We start from the raw sequence: 23,088 nt of genomic DNA on the forward strand, positions 1-23,088 counted from the left end.
AAGACCATAGTAGCCTTCGCTGGCGCTTGAACTTGAGGAGTCTTGCATGTCCGTCCGTCGCACCAAAATCGTCGCTACCCTTGGCCCGGCCAGTAATTCGCCGGAAGTTCTCGAACAGCTGATTCTGGCTGGCCTGGACGTTGCCCGCCTGAACTTTTCCCACGGTACTCCCGATGAGCACAAGGCTCGTGCCAAGCTGGTGCGCGACCTCGCCGCCAAGCACGGCCGCTTCGTAGCCCTGCTGGGTGACCTGCAAGGCCCCAAGATCCGTATTGCCAAATTCGCCAACAAGCGTATCGAGTTGAAGATCGGTGACACCTTCACCTTCTCCACCAGCCATCCGCTGACCGAAGGCAACCAGCAAGTGGTCGGCATCGACTACCCGGACCTGGTCAAGGACTGCGGCGTGGGCGACGAGCTGCTGCTCGATGATGGTCGCGTGGTGATGCGCGTCGACACCGCCACCGCCACCGAACTGGTCTGCACCGTGACCATTGGCGGTCCGCTGTCGGACCATAAAGGCATCAACCGTCGCGGCGGCGGCCTGACGGCACCGGCCCTGACTGAAAAAGACAAGGCCGACATCAAGCTGGCCGCGGAAATGGAAGTCGACTACCTGGCAGTGTCCTTCCCCCGTGACGCCGCCGACATGGAATACGCCCGTCAACTGCGCGACGAAGCCGGCGGCACCGCCTGGCTGGTGGCGAAGATCGAACGCGCCGAAGCCGTGGCCGACGACGAAACCCTCGACGGCCTGATCAAGGCCTCCGACGCCGTGATGGTGGCCCGTGGCGACCTCGGCGTGGAAATCGGCGACGCCGAGCTGGTGGGCATCCAGAAGAAGATCATCCTGCATGCACGCCGCCACAATAAGGCGGTGATCGTAGCGACCCAGATGATGGAGTCGATGATCCAGAACCCGATGCCGACCCGCGCCGAAGTGTCCGACGTAGCCAACGCCGTGCTCGACTACACCGACGCCGTGATGCTCTCGGCCGAAAGTGCCGCCGGCCAATACCCCCTCGAAGCGGTGCAGGCCATGGCACGCATCTGCATGGGCGCGGAAAAACACCCGACCGGCAAGACCTCCAGCCATCGCATCGGCAAGACCTTCGAGCGCTGCGACGAGAGCATCGCCCTGGCGACGATGTACACCGCCAACCACTTCCCGGGCGTAAAGGCGATCATCGCCCTGACCGAAAGTGGCTACACGCCGCTGATCATGTCGCGCATCCGTTCTTCGGTGCCGATCTACGCGTTCTCCCCGCATCGCGAAACCCAGGCCCGTGTCGCCATGTTCCGTGGCGTCTACACCGTGCCGTTCGATCCGGCCGCCCTGCAACCGGGCGAAGTCAGCCAGGCGGCGGTGGACGAGTTGGTCAAGCGCGGCGTGGTGCAGACCGGTGACTGGGTCATCCTGACCAAGGGCGACAGCTACCACACCATCGGCGGCACCAACGGGATGAAAATCCTGCACGTCGGCGACCCGATGGTCTGAGTGCCCCGCTGAAAGACAAAAGCCCTGCCATGTGAATGGCGGGGCTTTTTTTGCTTTGCCTGGACGGACGCCATCGCGAGCAGGCTCGCTCCCACAGTGGATCAGCGATGTACGCAACATTGGCATACACCACCAGACCCTGTGGGAGCGAGCCTGCTCGCGATGGCGGTGGCTCAGCCCCCGCCGTCCTCACGGGTAAGGAACACATCCGCCAGCAACTGATTGCGCGGCAAGCCGGCCAGGTAGAGGCGTTTGGCGAAGGCTTCGACCCGCTCGGGATGGCCGCAGGCCAAGGCCTGGGTTTGTCGGGAAGCCAGCCGCAGTTGCGCCAGCGCTGAAGGTGCCTCCAGCGAGGTCAGCAACTGGACGCTGAGTTGGGGGTACTTGGCGGCCAGCGCCGCCAGGGGTTTGCCCAGGTAATGCCCGCTGGCGTCATGGGCGACATGCACAAGATGAATCGGCCCCCGATGTTGCTGGCGCAGGGCTTCGCGCAAGATGCCGAACAACGGCCCCAGCCCGGTACCGGCGGCCAACAGCCACAGCGGCCTGTCGTGCCAGGCGGGATCGTAATGCAACGCACCGCCGCGCAGTTCACCCAGGCGGATCGGGTCCCCCACATTCAGGGATCGAGCCCGGTCGATAAATTGCCCGGGCTGGCGGCAATCGAGGTGAAACTCCAGGAAACGGTCCTCCTCAGGCAGGCTCGCCAGGGAATAGGGCCGGGCGACGTCGCCGAGCCACAACACCAGGTGCTGCCCGGCCTGGTAGCGCAACGCCCGTTCAGGGGTGACGCGCAAACGCAGCACGTCGGGGCCCAACCAGTCCGCCGCCACCACCTGGGCAGCCTGACCGTCACGTTGCGGATCGAACGTATGGATCTGCACATCTTCGACCACCTGGCATTGGCAGGCCAGCCGCCAGCCCTGATCGCGCTGTGTCGGGCTCAAGGCATCGGGCCGAGCGTCGCGCACATCGCCGCCGGAGCATTGCACCAGGCAGGCGTGACAACTGCCGGCGCGACAACTGTAGGGCACAGGCACCCCGGACTGATTCAACGCGTCCAGCAAGTTACTGCCCGGCGCGACCGTCCATTGCCGGCCGGCGACCGTCAGTTCAGGCATCGACATTCTCCCAGGCGGCGGCACACCGATTACGGCCGTCTCGCTTGGCACGGTACAAGGCCTGGTCGGCACGTTGCAATGCGCTGTCCAGGTCATCGTCCATCTCCAACAGCGTCATGCCCGCCGACAGGCTGAGAGCTCCCACTCGCAAACCGGTCAACTCGACGGCGGCAAACGCCAGGCGCAACCGCTCGCAACAAGCGGTCAGGCGCACGGGGTCACAGGCGGGCAGGAGCATGACGAATTCTTCGCCGCCATAGCGCGCCAGCACGTCGCCTTCGCGCAGGCAGGCCGTGGCAACGCTGGCGAAAGCCTGAAGCACCTGATCGCCGGCAGCATGGCCGTGCAGGTCGTTGATGCGCTTGAAATGGTCAAGATCGATCAAGGCCAGGCCATGGGCCATGTCCGGCTTGAGGGTGTTGAGTTCACGGGACGCCAGGCGCAGGAAATGCCGGCGATTGAACAGGCCGGTCAGTTCATCGGTCGCCACCAGGTCTTCAAGCTGGCGCATCATGCCGCGCAGGGTGTCCTGGTGCGCCTGCAAGGCAAACCGCCGTTGACGCATGCGTTGGCGCGACGTCTGGACATAGCGGGCGTAAAGCACCAGCCAGACCAGCACGATAAACAGCACGCACACCTGCAAGCCGGCCAGCGTGGGGTCGGAAAGCCGGAAAAACCAGGCGTCCCAAAGGGTGAGGCCGGTGAAACTGAAGAACACCAGCATCGCGCAACGCACAAAAGCCCGGCGGGACAGGTGGAACAGCCCGAACAGCAGGATCAGTACATAGAACACCAGGAACAGGCCCCGGGCCTGGTCCAGATGTCCCATCATCCAGGTCTGCCAGCCCAGGCCGATCAGGACTTGCGCTTCGGTGAGACTGGGGTCGGCAAAACGCAGGTTGCGACCACTGATAAACACTGCGAACAAGGCACCCTGACACAGCACCACCAAGGCGCTGCCGATGATGACGCCGCGTAACGAGTCGAGGTAATGCCCACTGAAAAATGCCAGCCACAACAATACCAGCGCCAGCGCGTATGTCGCGGCCGCCAGGGCGAAGCGTTTGAGCAGGAGACGTTGAATGGCGTTATGGGTCAATCGTTGACTCACCATGGGAAAGGAAACTGACAGGAGGCGTCCTACGCTACAGGCCAGACGCCACTTTAGTGGCGTGTAGGACAAATGACCATTCAATTCTGGAGCAGAAAAATGGCGTCAAAGCAATGGCCTATATTGACGCAGTGTTTCTTGCTCGACGTACCCCCTTGTGCTGAGGGATTTATCTGTGGCGAGGGGATTTATCCCCGCTGGGGCGCGAAGCGGCCCTAAATGATAGGTACACATTAACCTGACACACCGCAGCAGCAGCTTTTAGGTCTGCTTCGCAGCCCAGCGGGGATAAATCCCCTCGCCACAGGGGCTGCTTGCTCCCACAGGATGCCCGCCTGCGATATACTGCCGCGCCTTTTTAGCGTCGCGCCAGCATGCCCGGCGTGTCTTAAGAGGTGCCGCCCGTCGACCGATGCACCCAAACGAGCGGTACCTTATTGAATGTTCCCGTCTTAGAGAGGAGCGCGACTCATGACCGTGATCAAGCAAGACGACCTGATTCAGAGCGTTGCCGACGCCCTGCAGTTCATTTCCTATTACCACCCCGTGGACTTCATCCAGGCGATGCACGAAGCCTACCTGCGCGAAGAGTCGCCAGCGGCCCGTGACTCCATGGCGCAGATCCTGATCAACTCGCGCATGTGCGCCACCGGCCATCGGCCGATCTGTCAGGACACCGGCATCGTGACCGTGTTCGTACGAGTGGGCATGGACGTGCGCTGGGACGGTGCGACCATGAGCCTGGACGACATGATCAACGAAGGCGTGCGTCGCGCCTACAATCTGCCGGAAAACGTCTTGCGCGCTTCCATCCTCGCCGACCCGGCGGGTGCACGCAAAAACACCAAGGACAACACCCCTGCGGTCATCCACTACTCCATCGTCCCGGGCAACACCGTGGAAGTGGATGTGGCGGCCAAGGGCGGCGGCTCCGAGAACAAGTCGAAAATGGCCATGCTCAACCCGTCCGACTCCATCGTCGACTGGGTACTCAAGACCGTTCCGACCATGGGTGCCGGCTGGTGCCCACCGGGCATGCTCGGCATCGGCATCGGCGGCACCGCCGAGAAAGCCGCGGTCATGGCCAAGGAAGTGCTGATGGAATCCATCGACATTCATGAGCTCAAGGCCCGCGGTCCGCAGAACCGTATCGAAGAGATGCGCCTGGAGCTGTTCGAGAAGGTCAACCAACTGGGCATCGGTGCCCAGGGCCTGGGTGGCCTGACCACCGTGCTCGACGTGAAGATCATGGATTACCCGACCCACGCCGCCTCCCTGCCGGTGTGCATGATCCCCAACTGCGCCGCCACCCGTCACGCCCACTTCGTGCTGGACGGCACAGGCCCGGCTGAGCTGCAAGCGCCACCGCTGGATGCCTACCCGGAAATCGTCTGGGAAGCCGGCCCGTCGGCTCGTCGCGTGAACCTCGACACCCTGACCCCGGAAGAAGTGCAGAGCTGGAAGCCGGGCGAAACCGTACTGCTCAACGGCAAGATGCTCACCGGTCGCGACGCAGCGCACAAGCGCATGGTCGAGATGCTGAACAAGGGTGAAACCCTGCCGGTAGACCTCAAGGGTCGCTTCATCTATTACGTCGGCCCGGTCGACCCGGTAGGCGACGAAGTGGTTGGCCCAGCCGGTCCGACCACCGCCACGCGGATGGACAAGTTCACCCGCCAGATCCTCGAACAGACCGGCCTGCTGGGCATGATCGGTAAATCCGAGCGCGGCCCGACCGCTATCGAAGCGATCAAAGACAACAAGGCCGTCTACCTGATGGCCGTTGGCGGTGCCGCGTACCTGGTGGCTCAAGCGATCCGTAAATCCAAGGTCCTGGCATTCGCCGAACTGGGCATGGAAGCGATCTACGAGTTCGACGTCAAGGACATGCCGGTGACCGTTGCGGTCGACAGCCAGGGCGAGTCGGTGCACATCACCGGCCCGGCCATCTGGCAGAAGAAGATCAGTGACAGCCTGGCGGTAGAAGTGCAGTAACGCGCACTTTCGCACCGTAGAAAGGCCGGTGGGCGACAAGCCCACCGGCCTTTTTTTGTTGTGCTGGAACGCCTACCACTTATCGGCCTGCCCACGCACCTGTCGGATCTGACAGGTTACCCATCGGTCATCTCTTGGCATCCTCATGTTCAGCCGGGTATTCCCTGACATTGCCTAACGAGAAGATCCCCCGATGGCAGAACAAGCGCCCCTCCAGATTGTGCCCCCCACCATTGCCAACAGCGCATCCATTGCCACGATGGGCAGCCGGATCGGCCCTGTCGGCACGCAGGGGGCGGCCTCTTTCGAATTGCCCTTGCCTCTTTCCAGCGCCCGCCATCTGACACCGGCCCTGGCGTTGCACTACAACAGCCAGAGTGGCAACGGCACCTTCGGCATCGGCATGCAGTTGTCCCTCGCCAGCATCGCTCGCCGCACCAGCGAGGGCGTTCCGCACTATAGCGATGACGATGTGATGATCGACGCCGACGGGGTTGAGCGCTGGCCCGAGTTCAACGACGGCGTACCGGTCATTCGTACACTCCCAGGTCCCGGTAGCCGGGCCTGCTCGGTGGTGCGCTATTACCCCAGAATCGAAAGCGCATTCGATGTGTATGAGCTCTGGAGCCCCGACGATGGCCAGGCGCCGTTCTGGCGGGTCCAGGGCAGCAACGGCCATCTGTATTGCTACGGCAACAGCGAAGCGTCGCGCATCGCCGCCCCCGTTGCCGACACCGATCCGCAAGAGCCCGCCCGCATCGCCGAATGGTTGTTGCTCGAAGAACTTGGCCCGTCAGGCGAGCACATCTTCTATGAATACGAAGCCGATCCCGGCCCGTTCGACGGGCCCCATGACTATCGCGCCCAGCGCTACCTGCGACGGGTGTGCTACGGCAACGCCACGGCCAGCGACAGCTTCTACTGTTTCGAAGAGGACGATCCGACAAGCAGACACTGGCACTTCCATCTGCTGTTCGACTATGGACAGCGCACTCTCGATCTTGCGCAGAAACCGGCGTGGCACGTTCCTGAAGGAACCCCATGGCTACTGCGCAGCGACCCGATCCACGGCTACCGGTACGGCTTCGAAATCGGCACGCGGCGCCTGTGCCAGCAGGTACTGATGTTCCACCACTTCCCCGCCGAAGCGGGCACCGAACCGGCGCTGGTCACCCGCTTGGTGCTGGAGTACAGCGCCACCGCACTGGACTACAACTTGCTGACCGCTGCCCATTATCACGACTGGGACGCCGCAGGCCGGGTCGAATACCGTCCTCCCGTCGAACTGCACTACAACGGTTTCGAGCTCAATCCGGCACCAGAGCCGTTCTGTGAATTGCAGACGATGCCCGCCGCTGAAGACGGCAGGCACTATCACTGTGTCGACCTGTATGGCGAGGGCGTTCCGGGTTTCCTGTGTCGCTACACCCATGGCTGGTATTACCGTGAACCGGAACGCGGCGAGGACGACGACAAAATCACCTACGGTCCATGGTCACGCCTGGAGAACATGCCGGTGGCCGCCGACAACCCGACGGTGTTGCAAGTGCTGACCGACCTGACGGGCAGGGGGCGCCTCAATTGGCTCATCATCCAGCCCGGCATGAGCGGTTTCTACACCCTCAACCCGGACCGCAGTTGGTCCACTTTCACGGACTTCAAGCGTTTCCCGACGGAGTTCCTGCACCCGTCCGCGCAATTGGGCGATCTGAACGGTGACGGTTTGCGCTCCCTGGCCATGATCGGTCCCAAGAGTGTGCGGCTGTACGCCAACCTCCGCGAGGAAGGGTTTGCCCCGGGGGTGAATGTACCCCATGAACCGGACAGCGCCCTGCCCTTGTTCAGCGACCTGCACAGCGAGGTGGTGATGTTCGGTAATTTGCTGGGCAGCGACAGTACCGATCTGTGTCGCATCCGCTGCAACGAGATCAAGTGCTGGCCGAGCCTGGGCCGCGGGCGTTTCGGCGAAGGCTTTGTCATGAGTGCCCTGCCCTTCAGTTACAGCCAGTTCGACGCCGACCGGGTCCGCATCGCCGACCTGGACGGGTCCGGAGCATCGGCGCTGATCTACCTCAAGAGCGAGTGCTTCGAGATCTACCTCAACCGCGGCGGCAATGGTCTTGAACAGGCACCTGTGCAGGTGCCATGGCCCGAAGGCGTGCGGTACGACAATCTGTGCCAGGTTACCCTGGCCGACCTGCAGGGCCTGGGTTGCGCCAGCCTGATCCTGAGCAAGCCGCACATGACGCCCGACATGAAGCCCGGGCACTGGCGCTATGACTTCGTCGCGGCCCGCCCCTATCTGCTCAAGGCCATGAACAACAACATGGGTTGCAGCAGCACCCTGACCTATCGCAGCAGTGCGCAGTACTGGCTGGATGAAAAGCAGCAACGCCTGGCCAACCAGGAACCGCCAACGTGCTATCTGCCCCTGGCCCTGCCGCTGGTGGCGCACCAACAACAACTCGACGAAATCACCGGTAATTGCCTGACCCAACACTTCACTTACCTCGAAGGCGACTATGACAGCCACCACCGGGAGTTCAGGGGCTTCGGCCGGCTGTACCAGGTCGACAGCGAAGTGCCCGAAGGCCAGACGCCAACCGGCTTCACCGCACCGGTGCTGGTCAAGACCTGGTTTCACACCGGCCGCACCGTCGATCAACCCCTCAAGGACTGTTTCGCTGGCGACACCGATGCGGTGCCGCTGGGCCCGACACTGCTGACCCGTTTCCATGAAAGCGACGAAGCCAACGAGATCATCAGCCCCGACCCGGATACCGCGCGGGAAATGGCCTATGCCCTGGGCGGCCATGTACTGCGCACCGAAACCCACCCCGCCGAACCGACCGACACCGTCGGGCCTTACACCGTGACCCAACAGCGCTACCTGCTGCGCCATCCCCATGTCCACCACAAGAGCCTGCTGGTGCTGGAACTGGAGACGATCACCTGTCAATACGACGGCTTTATCGACGACCCGCAAATCCAGCACGCCCTCAACCTGAAGTGGAACCAGTTCGGCCAGCTTATCCACGGTTTCCTCGTCCACTACGCCCGACGCCTCACCGCCTTCGACCCACCGCCCTTCGACGATGATGACGAGAACGGCTGGTGGCGCGACGCCCATGACGACCAGCAACAGGTATTCCACATCGTCGAGAAACGCGCCGAGCATCTGCACCTGATCGATGACGACAGGCTGCGCCAGCGGCTGGGCCTGCCATGGCGCTCCAGGGCCAACGGGTTGCAACGTTCAAAAGGTGAGCTGCCGTTGGGGCTCAACCCCCGGCAGGTCAGCTATGAAAGCTTCATCGAACATCAGGACTCAGCGCAATGGAACGCCGCCCGGCAATTGATCGCGCTCCAGGAACAGAACTACCTGTTGGACGAACACGACGACATTGCCTTCCAGGCACTGCGCGGCCCACTGGAGGTGGCCGAATTCGACAAGCATGCGCTGCAAGCCTATGACGACCTGCCTCCCCCCTTCGACATTCGCGAGCAGTTGGAAACCATCGGCTTTGAGCCCATGAAGCTGTTTCTACCGGACGACCCGGATGAGGACGACCGCGAAAATCTCTGGTCCAGGAAAGTCGGGTTTGCGACCTACGAACCCCTCGGAGGTTTTTTCCAACTGACGACCCTGCAAGAAACCCAAAGCCACGGGGTGACCACCGTCGAACACGACCCTTACCACTTGATGACCACCGCCGTGATCTTGCCGGACGGTTGTACGACCCGGGTCGAGTACGATTACCACGCGTTATTGCCGCGCAAGATCGTCGATGCCAATGACAATATCCAGCAGGCCCTCCACGGTCCGGCGGGCGCTCCGCTGGGCGTGACCTTTCATGGCACCGAGAGCGGCGCTCCGGCAGGCTTCGACGATATTGTCACCTACCAACCGCCCGCAGACCTGACACCAGGTCATGCCATCGACCATCCGGAACTCACCCTGGGCCGGATCGCCAGTGCCGTACGCATCGACACGCTCAGTTGGATGGGGTCGCTCGATCTCGCCCTGGTACTTCCCGCGCAGCGTGACGAGTGGATCAGCGAGCGCTACCTGCTGCCCGATGGCCACATCCGTGCCTCGACGCGCACCCGCCTGGCACATCTGACCGAACGCAGCGCCGCCCAGGAACTCCTGCGGGTGCTGATACAGGCAGCGCCCCGGGAGCCGGTCCACAGCGTCATGCTGAACGCCGATCGTTACCCGGACGATCCGTTGCAACAGATCCGCATCACCATCAATGCCGTCGACGGATTCGGTCGTGCCCTGCAAAGCAAACAGCGGGTGGAACCCGGGCAAGCCTATGCTGTGGCCGAAGACGGTTCGCTGGTGTTGCAGGACGGGCAGCCGCTCCAGCACCTGGCCGAACGGCGCTGGCGTGTGAGCGAGCGGGTCGAGTACGACAACAAGGGTTTGGTGACGCGGGTCTACCGGCCCTATTTCGCCGATGCCTGGCGCTACATCAACGACGCTTCGCTGCGCGTACATGGTTATCACGACCAGCAGTTCTACGATCCGCCAGGGCGCCTGGTCAAGGTCATCAACGCCAAGGGACACGAAGCCTGGCATGTCTATCATCCCTGGTACCAATGCGACTTCGATTACAACGATACGGATCCAGGGGTCTGAAACATGCGCAGGCAAGCCACGCCATGAGCACTGTGTACTCGCGTACACCAGATCTGATCGTCGTCGATGGTCGTGGCCTGCCGGCGCGGCAGATCGTTTATTTGCGCAACCAGGTCTCGACCCCGGCCAGGGCACTGATATCCCGACGCCGCCACGACGCCGCCGGCCGACTCGTCGAGCAATGGGATGCACGCCTGTTCGAGAATGCGCCCAAACCCAACCAGGCCACCCGCCATGCCATGAACGGGCATCCTTTACGCACCGACAGCGTCGATGCGGGTTGGCGCCTGGTTCTACCGGGCCTGGCGGGTGAGGTCCTGCAGCGCTGGGACGAACGCGGCAGCCACTGGCGCACGCGGCACGATGGGCAACTGCGGCCAGTAGTACTGGAGGAGAACGGCCAAGCCGATGTGGATACCTTCACCTATGGCGACAGTACGGCGGATGCCGGTCACAACCTGCGCGGGCGCTTGTTCGAACAGACCGACCCTTCGGGCAGCCTGCACCTGGACAGCTACGGCCTGCTCGGCCGACCGCTGCGCGAAACACGCATGTTCGAGGATGGCAAAGCCTTTACCAGCCGCTACCTCTACGATCCGCTGGGCGCCGTCCTGGAGCAGACCGACGCCGGCCTGCATCGCAAACGATGGCGCTACGACCTGGCCGGACAGCTTGCACAGGCCCAATTGCAACTCGTGGGGCAGGCCGAATGGCTTCCGATCCTGGAGAGTGCGCACTACAACGCCGCAGGGCAGATTATCGAACAGCGGATCAGCAATGGCACGGTCAGCCACTGGCGCTACGATCCAGCCGATGCGCGCTTGCAGCGTCAATGGACGCTGAGTGACCAGGTGACCCTGCAGGATTTCGAATACGCGTATGACCCGGCAGGTAACATCATTCATATCCTCGATCAGGCCTTCAGGCCCAGTCATTTCGCCAACCAGCGGGTCGACGGCCATCGCGGCTTCAGCTATGACTCGCTGTATCGCCTGCTCAGCGCCAGTGGGTACGACGATGGCCCGCCATCGGACAATCCCGCCCTCCCGCAGCCGACCGACCCCAATGACCGGCGCAACTACGTACAAACCTACGAATATGATCATGGCGGCAATCTGGTCAAACTCCACCATGCACGCGACGGCGCCAGCCACACCCGCCAGATGTTCATCGACCCGCACAGCAACCGGGGCACGCGCTGGGAGCCGGGTGATCCCGCGCCGTCGTTCGATGCGCTGTACGACCGTCATGGCAACCTCCAGGCACTGCAACCCGGCCGGGACCTGGAATGGAACGCCCGTGACCAGCTGACGACCGTAACACTGGTCAAGCGTGACGCCGCCCCCGACGACGAAGAACTCTACCACTACAGCCAGGGGCTGCGGGTCTATAAACGCCACGACGCCTACGCCGGAACCACCCGTCATTTCCACGCGGTGCATTACCTGCCTGATCTGGAAATCCGCACGCGCGACTCAGGCGAGGAGTTGCACGTCATCCTGATCGCCGCCGGGCCCGTCAACGTACGCTGCCTGCACTGGGTTACCGGCAAGCCGGTCGGGATTGCCGACGACCAACTGCGCTACAGCCTGCAGGATCATCTGGGTTCGAGCCTGATGGAACTTGACCAGCAAGCCCGGTTGATCAGCCACGAAGGCTATTACCCGTTCGGCGCGACGGCATGGATGAGCGCACGATCGGCACTGGAAGTCGGGTACAAGACCCAGCGCTATTCGGGTCGCGAAATGGACGTCGGCGGTTTGTATGCCTACAACGAACGGTACTACGCACCGTGGCTGCAGCGCTGGATTGCCGCCGATCCGGCGGGAGATGTGGATGGGTTGAATCTGTATGCGTTCCTGGGCAACAACCCATTGTGCTATGTGGACAGCGGAACGAACAGAATCCAGTGGCAGATCCTGAACTATTCGGATTTCATTTCGGAACTCGGGAAGGAATCCGCAACGGCGCTGGCGCAGATCGACAACATCATCCACAAGACGAACATCGGTAAGGAGATGTTGAAAAACCTGGCGGGTGAAACCCTCGGTGCCGTGGTCGGTTTTTCAGGTGGCTACGTAGGAGCGGAAGGGTTGGGTTCAGTGGTTCCATTGCTCAATGAAATCCCTTACGCCGTTGGCCTCACCGGTGGAAATATAGGCGCCGATATCGCTGAGGTGACAGCCGAAACCAGCCTCCCGACGGCCCGCCTGTTGCGGCCGCTCATCCCGCAGACGTCGACCATGTCGATCAAGGCAATCGATAGCCGGTTAGGGCTCGCTCGGGACGACTCCATGGGCGCCTCGGTCCAGGAGTTTTCGAGTTTTTTCCTGAATCGAGTCGTAGGCTCGGTGGTACCCGGCATCAATCTGCTGAAACTGGGCGTTCGGGCACAGGAAGCCGAGGACATCAAGATGGGGCTGACCCCCATGAAAATCCAGAAGATCGATGCCATGCTCGCTGAATGGAAAAGCACCGTGGAACAGCGTTGGCGTGCGACGGACGCCTCTTTCAAAACCCTGGGTCAATCGGTGGTCTATCCAGGCGACTTGTTGCCCAACGTCAACTACATGACACCACGGCAAGCCCTGGCACCGATCCACCATTCGGTCCTGCAGAGAAAAACCCAGGTCACGCTGGACTACATCGATCGGGCGCAAACAGGCATGACCTGGTACAAAGAGATGAGCACCACGGACAATCAGTACCTGTTGAAGCAGTCCCGTACCAAGGGCACAAAAGGATGACGCAATGGGCCGGTTTGCCCCGGTGACCTGTCAGACCTGACAGGTTCGGCGCTGTCTTTTCATGGGTATATTGCCCTCTCAGTACCCGACCTCGATTAAGGATCGAAACGACGCATCCCTGGAGGCCGTCGACCGATGAGCTCCGTCCATTACCGTACTCCAAACGTCGTTGCCATCGACGGGCGCGGCTTGCCGGCACGGCAGACTGTCTATTTGCGCAGTGAGGTTGCAACCTCCGCCACCGCATTGATATCCCGCCAGCGCTATAACGCCGCCGGCCACCTGCTGGAGCAGTGGGACCCACGTCTTTTCGGCCAGGCGCCCAAAGCCAACCAGGCCAGCCTGTACACCCTGACAGGCAACTCGTTACGCTCCGACAGCGTCGATGCCGGGTGGCGCCTGGTATTACCGGGCCTGGCAGGTGAGATCCTGCAACTGTGGAATGAACGCGGCAATAATTGGCGCATCACTTACGACCCTCGATTGCGCCCGCTGCTCCTTGAGGAGCACAGCCAGGCAGAGCCCGAAACCGATACTTTCATCTACGCCGACGCCACGGCAGACGCTGATCATAACCGGCGCGGAGAATTACTTGAGCAGATCGACCCATCGGGGGTCGTGCTGTTGGACAGTTATGGCCTGTCGGGCGAGTCCTTGCGTCAGGTACGCCGCTTTGCCGACGCCACTGACTACATCACCGAGCTGACCTACGACGCCCTCGGTACACCGATAGGCCGGGCCGACGCCGGCGGCCACCGGCAGTCTCTGCAACTGGACATCTGCGGGCAGCTCAAACGGGTGGACTTGCAACTCAAGGGGCATGCTCGCGCGCAACAGATTCTGCTGGACGCCCACTACAACGCGGCCGGCCAGGTCGAGCGGCAGGACACTGCCAATGGGGTAATCACGCGCTGGACCTATGACCCGGCCAACGATCTGCTGAGCACCGTGAAGACTGGAAAACCCGACGCAGCCTTGTGCCAGAACCTTGCCTACTTCTACGACCCCGTGGGCAACGTGTTGCGCATCGATGACCTCAGCGTTGCCACTGTGTACTGCGCCAACCAGCGCGTGGACGGGCATCGCGACTTCACCTACGACTCGCTCTACCGCTTGGCCAGCGCCAGTGGCCTGGAGGGGGACATACCGCATCTGCAACCCGGGCTCCCACAACCGCTCATTCCCATCGACCCTGGACGTCGCTTCAACTACACCCAATTCTATGACTACGACACCGGTAACAATCTGACCCGTCTGCGTCATGTTCGTACAGGCAACAATCACACCCAGACGCTACGGATTTCCCCCCACAGCAACCGGGGAGTACGCTGGGCCGAAGGCGACCCTGAGCCGGTTTTCGAGACGTTGTTCGATGCTCATGGTAACCAGCTGCATTTACAACGCGGCGCACAGCCTTTGGTGTGGGATGCCCGCGACCAACTCAGTAAGGTCACACTGCTTAAACGCGACAACGGTTTGTCCGACGATGAGGAAACATACCTCTATAGCCAGGGTGAACGGGTCAGCAAGACCCGCACCCGCGCAGGCACTCGCCACGAGACACGCTACCTGCCAGGCCTTGAAATCCGCCTGGCCCCCAACGGCGAAGAACTGCACGTAATCACCTGTCTGTTGACCCACGGCCAGGTCCGTTGCCTGCACTGGGAAACCGGTCAACCCAGCGGTATCGAAGCCGATCAACTGCGCTACAGCCTCGATGACCACCTGGGTTCCAGTGCGCTGGAACTGGACCGCAACGCCGCACTGATCAGCCTGGAGCACTACTATCCTTTCGGCGGAACGGCCTGGTACGCCGCCCGCTCCGAGGTGGAAGCCGGTTACAAGACGCTCCGCTATTCAGGTCAGGAGATGGACGCCAGCGGTCTGTATTATTACGGCGCACGCTATTACGCGCCGTGGCTGCAACGCTGGGTCAGTTCGGATCCGGCGGGAGACCTGGATGGATTGAATCTTTATGGGTTCGTCGGGAACAACCCGATCATCTTCACCGATTTCAGCGGACTGATGCTGGAGACGCCCGCCCAGCGAGATGCCAGGAAAGCCCTGGCCGCGACTCAATTGCAGCGCTGGAAGACTCTTTCCCGACTGAACAGGGAGGTCGAGAAATTCATTTACATCATGAAACTGACAGCACGCAGGGCCAGCGAAGCGCAATCCCAACTGGCCAACCATCGCTCGGCGGCGGACCACGCCCAATCCGCCGCGCTACGTATCGGCGCTCACGTGGGCGCCCAGGTCGTCAGCTATGGCATGGGCGTGGCGGTGGGAATCGGGAGCGCGGCGTTGGGCAGTGCCGCAGGTCCCCCGGGCGTCATCATGGGTGCCGCGTTGGGGTTCGTGACCAGCAAAGCCGTGAGCGTTGGCCTGGACTACGCCCTGGAAAGGCTGAGCCTGAGCTCGGCTGTGAATTTCAAATCCCGCAAGCTGGACCCTGACCGAATCGTGAGGAAAGGCGAATACAGGACCATGGACTTTTCCTCCTACGCACAGATCAAAGCCCGGCACCTGATCGAAGCGACGTATGCCCCGACCCAAAAAAACGTCTTGAAGTTGGGTAAGGAAGCGACGGTCACCGGCACCAAGGCAGCCCTGAAAGCCACGGGAAATACTGCCGCCAACGAAATCGGAGCGGTGGTCAACGCCGTCGCAGGCACGATTGAAATCATTCATGAAATCGGCAAGGAGAGCCAGACCCTTTCCGAAGAAAAGCTGACCCGGGCAGATACATACATCAACGACATGATCAACGTACTGAACCTGCAAATGGACTATGTCGATACTTTATTCGACGAGGCGGGGGTTGAAGCGATCGATACCTACCGGCCATTGAGCAAGATGTTCGGCCCTTCCAACGGCATCACACGGCGAGGCCTGCGCAGGGAAATGGAGGCCACCATTGGCCAACTGAGGCAGACACAAAAAGCGCTTCGATAACCCGGCACCGGGCGCATTACGACACGCGGGCGGCATGCTATGGTGCCTGTCCCGTCCGCCCTTGAAGCGCTCACATGCTCGCAATGCCTCGCCCCTTGCGTCTTTCCGTTGCCATTGTGCTGATCCTCGCCGGTGCCGTCGGCGCCGCCACACTGGCCGTGCGCCATGCCGAGCGCCAGGCGCTGGAGGAAGATGCCAGCCGTGCGAACCAGCAACTGGCGTTGTACGCCAACTCCCTGCATACCCTGATCGATCGCTATCGCGCCCTGCCCGCCGTCCTGGCCCTGGACCCGGAGTTGCGGTCGGCCCTGGCAGGACCGGTCAGTGCGACGCAACAGAAGGCGCTGAATCGCAAACTGGAGAAAATCAACGATACCGCGCATTCCTCGACCCTGGAGTTGCTCGACCGCACCGGCCTGGCCGTGGCGGCCAGCAACTGGCGCCTGCCCAGCAGTTACGTCGGGCACAACTATGGCTTCCGGCCCTATTTCCTCCAGACCCGGACCCAGGGCACCGGGCGTTTCTATGCGGTGGGTGTGACCAGCGGCATTCCGGGTTATTTCCTGTCCAGCGCGGTGATCGGGGACAACGGCGAGTTTCTGGGGGCGATGGTGGTGAAGCTCGAATTTCCGGAGCTTGAACGTGAATGGCGCCAGGGCAGCGACACCCTGTTGGTCAGCGATGGCCGGGGCATCGTGTTCATCGCCAACCGGCCAGGCTGGCGCTATCGCCATCTGCAACCCCTGACCGACAGCGACCGTGCCGAGCTCAAGGCCACCCGCCAATACGACAAGCAACCTCTGCAACCCTTGGGCTACGAAGCGTTGCGGCGTTTTGACGACCACAGTCAGTTGGCCCGGGTCGATGCCCCTGATGGCCCGGCGGACTACCTGTGGGAGTCCCTGCCCCTGACGGCCGAAGGTTGGACCCTGCATTTGCTGCGGCGCCCGCAGATCGCTTTCGAAGATCGCCGCAACGCCGGGCTCGCCGCCGCCGGATCATGGCTGGCGCTGGTGTTCCTGCTGCTGTTCCTCAACCAGCGCTGGCGCCTGGCCAAGCTGCGTCAACGCAGCCGCGCAGAGCTCGAACGCCTGGTGGAGGAGCGGACCCGGGAGTTGCGTACCGCCCAGGAAGGACTGGTGCAGTCGGCCAAACTGGCGGCGCTGGGGCAGATGTCGGCGGCCCTGGCCCATGAAATCAACCAGCCGCTGACTGCCCAGCGCATGCAATTGGCAACCCTGCGCCTGCTGCTGGATCACGGCCGGGTCGACGATGCCTACAAGGCGCTCAAACCGGTGGACGACATGCTGACCCGCATGGCCGCTCTCACCGGTCACCTGAAAACGTTTGCCCGCAAGAGTCCCAGCGGCCTGCGCGAACGCCTGGACCTGGCGGCGGTGGTGGATCAGGCCCTGCAACTGCTGGACGCTCGCCTGCGGGACGAACAGGTCAGTACCGTGTTGCACCTGACCCGTCCGGCGTGGGTACGTGGCGATGCGATCCGCCTCGAACAGGTACTGATCAACCTGTTGCGCAATGCCCTCGATGCCATGGCCGGCCAACCCCTGAAACAGCTGGAAGTACGCCTGGAAGCCGATGAGCTACTGTGGCGCCTGACGGTCAGTGACAGCGGCACCGGGATTGCCGAGGAACACCTGGCCCAGGTCTTTGATCCGTTCTTTACCACCAAGGCGGTGGGCGATGGCCTGGGCCTGGGATTGGCGGTTTCGTTTGCCATCATCCATGAGTCCGGCGGGCGACTGACGGCAGACAATCACAAAGGTGGCGCCGTATTCTGCGTGGCGTTGCCCATCGATCAGGAGACCCGCTTGCATGCTTGACTCTGTAATGGTCGTCGATGACGAAGGCACTATCCGCAGTGCCGTCGAACAATGGCTGAGTCTGTCGGGTTTCCAGGTGCAGTTGTTCAGCCGCGCCGAGGAATGCCTGGCGGCATTGCCGGCGCATTATCCGGGGGTGATCCTCAGCGACGTGCGCATGCCCGGGCTCAGCGGCCTGGAGCTGCTGGCCGAAGTGCGCCGGCGCGACGCGGATCTGCCGGTGATCCTGCTGACCGGCCACGGCGACGTGCCGATGGCCGTGGAAGCCATGCGCGATGGGGCCTACGACTTCCTGGAGAAACCCTTCAGTCCCGAAGCCCTGCTGGGCAGCCTGCGCCGCGCCCTGGACAAGCGCTCGCTGGTGCTGGAGAACCGCCGGCTGCATGAACAGGCCGACGCCAGGGCCCGACTCGACGGGACGCTGCTAGGGGTTTCCCGGGCGCTGCAAAACCTGCGACGCCAGGTATTGGACCTGGCGGCCCTGCCGGTCAATGTATTGATCCGCGGCGAAACCGGCAGCGGCAAGGAACTGGTCGCCCGGTGCCTGCACGACTTCGGCCCCCGGGCGGACAAACCCTTCGTGGCATTGAATTGCGCCGCCATCCCCGAAGCGCTGTTCGAGGCGGAACTGTTCGGCCATGAAAGCGGGGCCTTTACCGGCGCCCAGGGCAAGCGCATCGGCAAGCTCGAGTATGCCCATGGCGGCACGCTGTTTCTCGATGAAATCGAGAGCATGCCCCTGGCCCAGCAGGTCAAGCTCCTACGGGTCTTGCAGGAGCAGAAACTCGAACGCCTGGGCTCCAACCAGAGCATTGCGGTGGACCTGCGCATCATCGCCGCGACCAAACCCGACCTGCTGGACGAAGCCCGGGCCGGGCGCTTTCGCGAAGACCTGGCTTATCGCCTGAACATCGCCGAACTGCGCCTGCCGCCGTTGCGTGAACGGCGCGAGGACATCCCCTTGCTATTCGAGCATTTCACCCACAACGCCGCCGAACGCCTGGGCCGCCCTGCCGCACCGTTGAGCGGCCCGCAATTGAGTCATCTGCTGAGCCACGACTGGCCGGGCAACGTGCGCGAACTGGCGAACGTCGCCGAGCGCCAGTTGCTGGGGCTGGATCATTCCCACACGCTGGAGACGGACCCCGGCCAGTCCCTCGCCGCCCAGCAAGAAGCCTTCGAAGCCCAGTGCCTGCGCGCTGCCCTGATGCGACACAAAGGCGATGTGAAAGCCGTGCTCGAAGAACTGCAACTGCCACGCCGCACCTTCAACGAAAAGATGCAGCGGCATGGGTTGAGTCGGGAAATGTTTTTGCAGGGCAACTGAGAGTTGTGCCGCCTGTATTGGCCCCATCGCGAGCAGGCTCGCTCCCACAGGGGATTAGGGCCGGATGCAGCTTGTTTGTCCACTGAAGATCCAGTGTGGGAGCGAGCCTGCTCGCGATGGCGGCTTCGCACTCACCCTCACTCGAACTGACCCAGCGCTTTCGCGAGCAAGCCCGCTCCCACAGGGGATTGGGGTCGCATGCAGCCTGTTTGTCCACTGAAGATCCAGTGTGGGAGCGAGCCTGCTCGCGAAGAGGCCAGTCCATGCACCGCCGAATCAGCGGATTCCCGCTTACCCTCCATCCAGGATAGGCGGATTTCCGCTCAACCCCATACGTCAAACCCCTCTAGACCGGCCCTGCGCCACATGGCACAGCTCCTGCTATAGCCCATTCAGGCTGCGTTCCTACGCGCTCCACAAAAACAATTAAACGAAGGATCCTTCAATGGATAACTCCAACGCCCTGCCCCTCGGGTCGGCTGCCGTGCCCGCCCGTGAAAGAACCACCGCCAGCCGGATCAAATCGATCTTCAGCGGTTCGGTCGGCAACATGGTCGAGTGGTATGACTGGTACGTCTACGCCGCTTTCTCGTTGTACTTCGCCAAAGTCTTCTTCCCCAAGGGTGACACCACTGCCCAATTGCTCAACACCGCCGCGATTTTCGCCGTGGGCTTCCTGATGCGTCCGATCGGCGGATGGTTGATGGGACTCTACGCCGACCGCGCCGGCCGCAAGCGGGCGTTGATGGCCTCGGTCTACCTGATGTGCTTTGGCTCGCTGATCATCGCCCTGAGCCCAGGTTATGAAACCATCGGTGTCGGTGCACCGATCCTGCTGGTCTTCGCCCGTTTGCTCCAAGGCCTGTCGGTGGGCGGCGAGTACGGCACGTCGGCGACCTACCTGAGCGAGATGGCGACCAAGGAACGTCGCGGCTTCTTCTCCAGCTTCCAATACGTGACCCTGATCTCCGGCCAGCTCATCGCCCTCGGCGTGCTGATCGTATTGCAGCAGTTCCTCACCAGCGAACAGTTGTACGCCTGGGGCTGGCGCGTTCCGTTTGCCATTGGTGCCTTGTGTGCGATCGTGGCGCTGTACCTGCGTCGTGGCATGGAAGAAACCGAGTCGTTTACCAAGAAGGAGAAGGCCAAGGAAAGCGCCATGCGCACCTTGATGCGCCATCCGAAGGAATTGATGACCGTGGTCGGCCTGACCATGGGTGGCACCCTGGCGTTCTACACTTACACCACCTACATGCAGAAATACCTGGTGAACACCGTCGGCATGAGCATTTCCGACTCCACCACGATTTCCGCCGCCACGCTGTTCCTGTTCATGTGCCTGCAACCGGTGATCGGCAGCCTGTCGGACAAGATCGGACGCCGGCCGATCCTGATTGCCTTCGGCATTCTGGGGACGCTGTGCACCGTACCGATCCTTACCGCATTGCATAACATCCAGACCTGGTGGGGAGCATTTTTCCTGATCATGGCCGCGCTGATCATCGTCAGCGGCTACACCTCGATCAACGCCGTGGTAAAAGCCGAGTTGTTCCCCACCGAAATCCGCGCCTTGGGTGTAGGTCTGCCGTATGCGCTGACCGTGTCGATCTTCGGCGGTACGGCTGAATACATTGCACTGTGGTTCAAGAGCATTGGCATGGAGACGGGCTACTACTGGTACGTGACGGCGTGCATCGCGGTTTCGTTGCTGGTGTACATCACCATGAAAGACACCCGCAAGCATTCGCGGATCGTGACGGACTGATGGGGTATCGGCAGTCACTGCTTGGGTGACTGTTATGGACTCATCGCGAGCAGGCTCGGTCCCACAGGATTTACATTGAAGCTGTGGGAGCGAGCCTGCTCGCGATAGGGGCAACTAGGTATCAACCCGACTCGGCAGCAGCCCCCTGCCTGCCATAGCGACTCTGCGCATACGCCGCCCCGGCGATCATCACAACCAGAATTCCCGCCAACACCGCCGACGAACCGACGGTGCCAATGTCCAGGCCGCCCTGTTCATGGGATTTGGTCATCAGGTCACCCAGCGTTGCCCCCAACGGAGGGGTCAGCACGAACGCGATCCAGAACAACACCATTGTCGAAATTCTGGTGAAGCACTTGAGCAGCACGACCAGGGCAATGGTCGAGCCGATCAGTAACGCAGCGCCGCCAAACCCCAGGCCCGAATCATCCGCCAGGTAGTCGGAAAGCTCCAGTGTGAGGCGACCGGCCTTGATTACAGGCCCTGGCAAGGCTGGCGTTGCGGCGGTGAAAAACAGGTCGGGAGTACATGAAAAATCTGTCGCATCCGTCCGACATCGAATTAATCGACGATTAATGCTGGCCTGGCATCCTCATCTCACTTGAATCGATACGTTCACGGCCTTTGCCGAGGTTTGTAAAGCCATGGGATGCGCAAGTCTTAATATCGAATTAATCGATTCGATTTAGCATTATTTTGCGCTTTTTAATCAAATTTGCATGAGTAGAATTAAACCCATGCAAGACACACCCCCTCAACGATTTGGAGATACGACCATGAAAACCAAACTGATCCTTGCCCTGACCCTGTCGGTACTCGCTGCCAATACCTTCGCCGCTGACGGTTTCAACCGTACCGGTTCAGCTGTTGCCGCTGATGGTTATGAGCGCACCGGTGCTGCCACCGTTGCTGCAGATGGCTTCGACCGTACCAACGGCGCCACTGTTGCTGCAGACGGCTTCGACCGTACCAACGGCGCCACTGTTGCTGCAGACGGCTTCGACCGTACCAACGGCGCCACTGTTGCTGCAGACGGCTTCGACCGTACCAACGGCGCCACTGTTGCTGCAGACGGCTTCGACCGTACCAACGGCGCCACTGTTGCTGAAGATGGCTTCGACCGTACCAACGGCGCCGCTGTTGCTGAAGACGGCTTCGATCGTACCGGTGGCGCCACTGTTGCTGAAGACGGCTTCGATCGTACCGGTGGTGCCCTCATCAGCTGATCCCCCAAAGGCGTCCTCACAGCCCGGCTTCGGCCGGGCTTAGTCATTAAAGCCCCTGGTAATCGCCATCTCTGTGCAAAAGACCTCCTTCAAAGCCCTGCGGTACTGACAAAACCGATACGGCTCGGCACTATTCTTCGAGTCCCACCCAAACCCAGGATTTGAGCACTTCCATGCCCGACGATATCTACTACTACGAACCCGCCAACGGCCATGGCCTGCCCCACGATCCGTTCAACGCCATTGTCGGCCCACGTCCTATCGGCTGGATCTCTTCCCAGGACGCCGAAGGCCGCCTGAACCTGGCACCCTACAGTTTCTTCAATGCCTTCAATTACGTCCCGCCGATCATTGGTTTTTCCAGTGTCGGGCGCAAAGACAGCCTGAACAACATCGAACAGACTGGCGAATTCGCCTGGAACCTGGCCACACGCCCGCTGGCCGAACAAATGAACCAGAGCTGCGCCATGGTCGCGCCCGAGGTCAACGAATTCGAACTGGCGGGGTTGACGCCAGCGACATCACAGGTGATCCAGGTGCCGCGGGTGGCCGAAAGCCCGGTGTCCTTCGAATGCAAGGTCACCCAGATCATTCAGTTGCAGCGAGCGGACAAGGGGTTGGTGCCGAGCTGGCTGATCCTCGGCGAAGTGGTTGCGGTGCATATTGCCAAGTGGCTATTGAAGGACGGGGTCTACGACACAGCCGCCGCCGAACCGATCTTGCGCGGTGGCGGACCGGCGGATTACTTCCAGTTGGGGCCTGAGGCGCTGTTCAAGATGCATCGCCCAAAGTAAGAACGTGCACAAGCTTCTGTGGCGAGGGGATAAATCCTTCCGCCACAGAAAGCTTTATTGGCT

The 23,088-nt window shown here is 61.7% G+C and carries 12 protein-coding genes and 1 pseudogene; 10 read left to right on the plus strand and 3 right to left on the minus strand.

The window, feature by feature from the left end; translation table 11 throughout:
* Positions 1-46 precede the first annotated feature (46 nt).
* The gene (gene pyk / locus QZH45_RS24145; RefSeq protein ID WP_055135161.1) at positions 47-1,498 is read left to right on the plus strand and encodes a pyruvate kinase; all 1,452 of its coding nucleotides are present in this window, start codon (positions 47-49) and stop codon (positions 1,496-1,498) included.
* Between the two features lie 173 nt (positions 1,499-1,671).
* Here the strand turns inward: pyk and QZH45_RS24150 are convergent, their stop codons facing one another.
* Positions 1,672-2,619, minus strand: a complete 948-nt coding sequence (locus QZH45_RS24150) for an iron-sulfur-binding ferredoxin reductase (protein WP_069018318.1) — start codon at positions 2,617-2,619, stop codon at positions 1,672-1,674.
* Complete coding sequence (locus QZH45_RS24155; RefSeq protein WP_024781026.1) at positions 2,612-3,718, minus strand: GGDEF domain-containing protein; 1,107 nt, start codon at positions 3,716-3,718, stop codon at positions 2,612-2,614. Before QZH45_RS24155 ends, QZH45_RS24150 begins: the two co-directional genes overlap by 8 nt.
* Positions 3,719-4,201: 483 nt before the next feature.
* On the opposite strand from QZH45_RS24155, the gene QZH45_RS24160 reads away from it, so the two are divergent.
* The 7 genes from QZH45_RS24160 (at position 4,202) to QZH45_RS24190 (ending at position 21,005) form a co-directional block, all read left to right on the plus strand.
* Entirely contained in the window at positions 4,202-5,725 is a 1,524-nt protein-coding gene (locus QZH45_RS24160) for a fumarate hydratase (RefSeq protein WP_055135162.1), read from the plus strand.
* 193 nt (positions 5,726-5,918) lie between these two features.
* Positions 5,919-10,370 (plus strand): SpvB/TcaC N-terminal domain-containing protein, encoded by a 4,452-nt coding sequence (locus tag QZH45_RS24165; RefSeq protein ID WP_055135163.1) that lies wholly within the window; start codon positions 5,919-5,921, stop codon positions 10,368-10,370.
* Positions 10,371-10,393: 23 nt separating this feature from the next.
* Entirely contained in the window at positions 10,394-13,117 is a 2,724-nt protein-coding gene (locus QZH45_RS24170) for an RHS repeat domain-containing protein (protein ID WP_055135164.1), read from the plus strand.
* 135 nt (positions 13,118-13,252) lie between these two features.
* A complete protein-coding gene (locus QZH45_RS24175) occupies positions 13,253-16,072 on the plus strand; it encodes an RHS repeat-associated core domain-containing protein (protein ID WP_432783577.1) in 2,820 nt (939 codons plus the stop codon).
* Between the two features lie 74 nt (positions 16,073-16,146).
* Entirely contained in the window at positions 16,147-17,913 is a 1,767-nt protein-coding gene (locus tag QZH45_RS24180; protein ID WP_055135165.1) for a sensor histidine kinase, read from the plus strand.
* Positions 17,906-19,240, plus strand: a complete 1,335-nt coding sequence (locus tag QZH45_RS24185; RefSeq protein WP_053192280.1) for a sigma-54-dependent transcriptional regulator — start codon at positions 17,906-17,908, stop codon at positions 19,238-19,240. Before QZH45_RS24180 ends, QZH45_RS24185 begins: the two co-directional genes overlap by 8 nt.
* A gap of 445 nt (positions 19,241-19,685) precedes the next feature.
* On the plus strand, positions 19,686-21,005 hold the full coding sequence (locus QZH45_RS24190; protein ID WP_024781033.1) for an MFS transporter: 1,320 nt from the start codon (positions 19,686-19,688) through the stop codon (positions 21,003-21,005).
* Between the two features lie 121 nt (positions 21,006-21,126).
* Here QZH45_RS24190 and QZH45_RS24195 read toward each other — a convergent pair.
* Positions 21,127-21,456: pseudogene (locus QZH45_RS24195) on the minus strand (hypothetical protein); the annotation flags it as partial.
* A 325-nt stretch (positions 21,457-21,781) separates the two neighbouring features.
* Here QZH45_RS24195 and QZH45_RS24200 point away from each other — a divergent pair.
* Both QZH45_RS24200 and QZH45_RS24205 read left to right on the plus strand, forming a co-directional pair.
* Positions 21,782-22,231, plus strand: coding sequence for a heme utilization protein (locus tag QZH45_RS24200; RefSeq protein ID WP_069018319.1), 450 nt, complete (start codon positions 21,782-21,784; stop codon positions 22,229-22,231).
* A 173-nt stretch (positions 22,232-22,404) separates the two neighbouring features.
* The gene (locus QZH45_RS24205) at positions 22,405-23,025 is read left to right on the plus strand and encodes a flavin reductase family protein (RefSeq protein ID WP_024780943.1); all 621 of its coding nucleotides are present in this window, start codon (positions 22,405-22,407) and stop codon (positions 23,023-23,025) included.
* Positions 23,026-23,088: the final 63 nt, after the last annotated feature.

This window comes from Pseudomonas corrugata (assembly GCF_050920615.1).
In the GTDB taxonomy this organism is placed as follows: Bacteria; Pseudomonadota; Gammaproteobacteria; order Pseudomonadales; family Pseudomonadaceae; genus Aquipseudomonas; species Aquipseudomonas corrugata.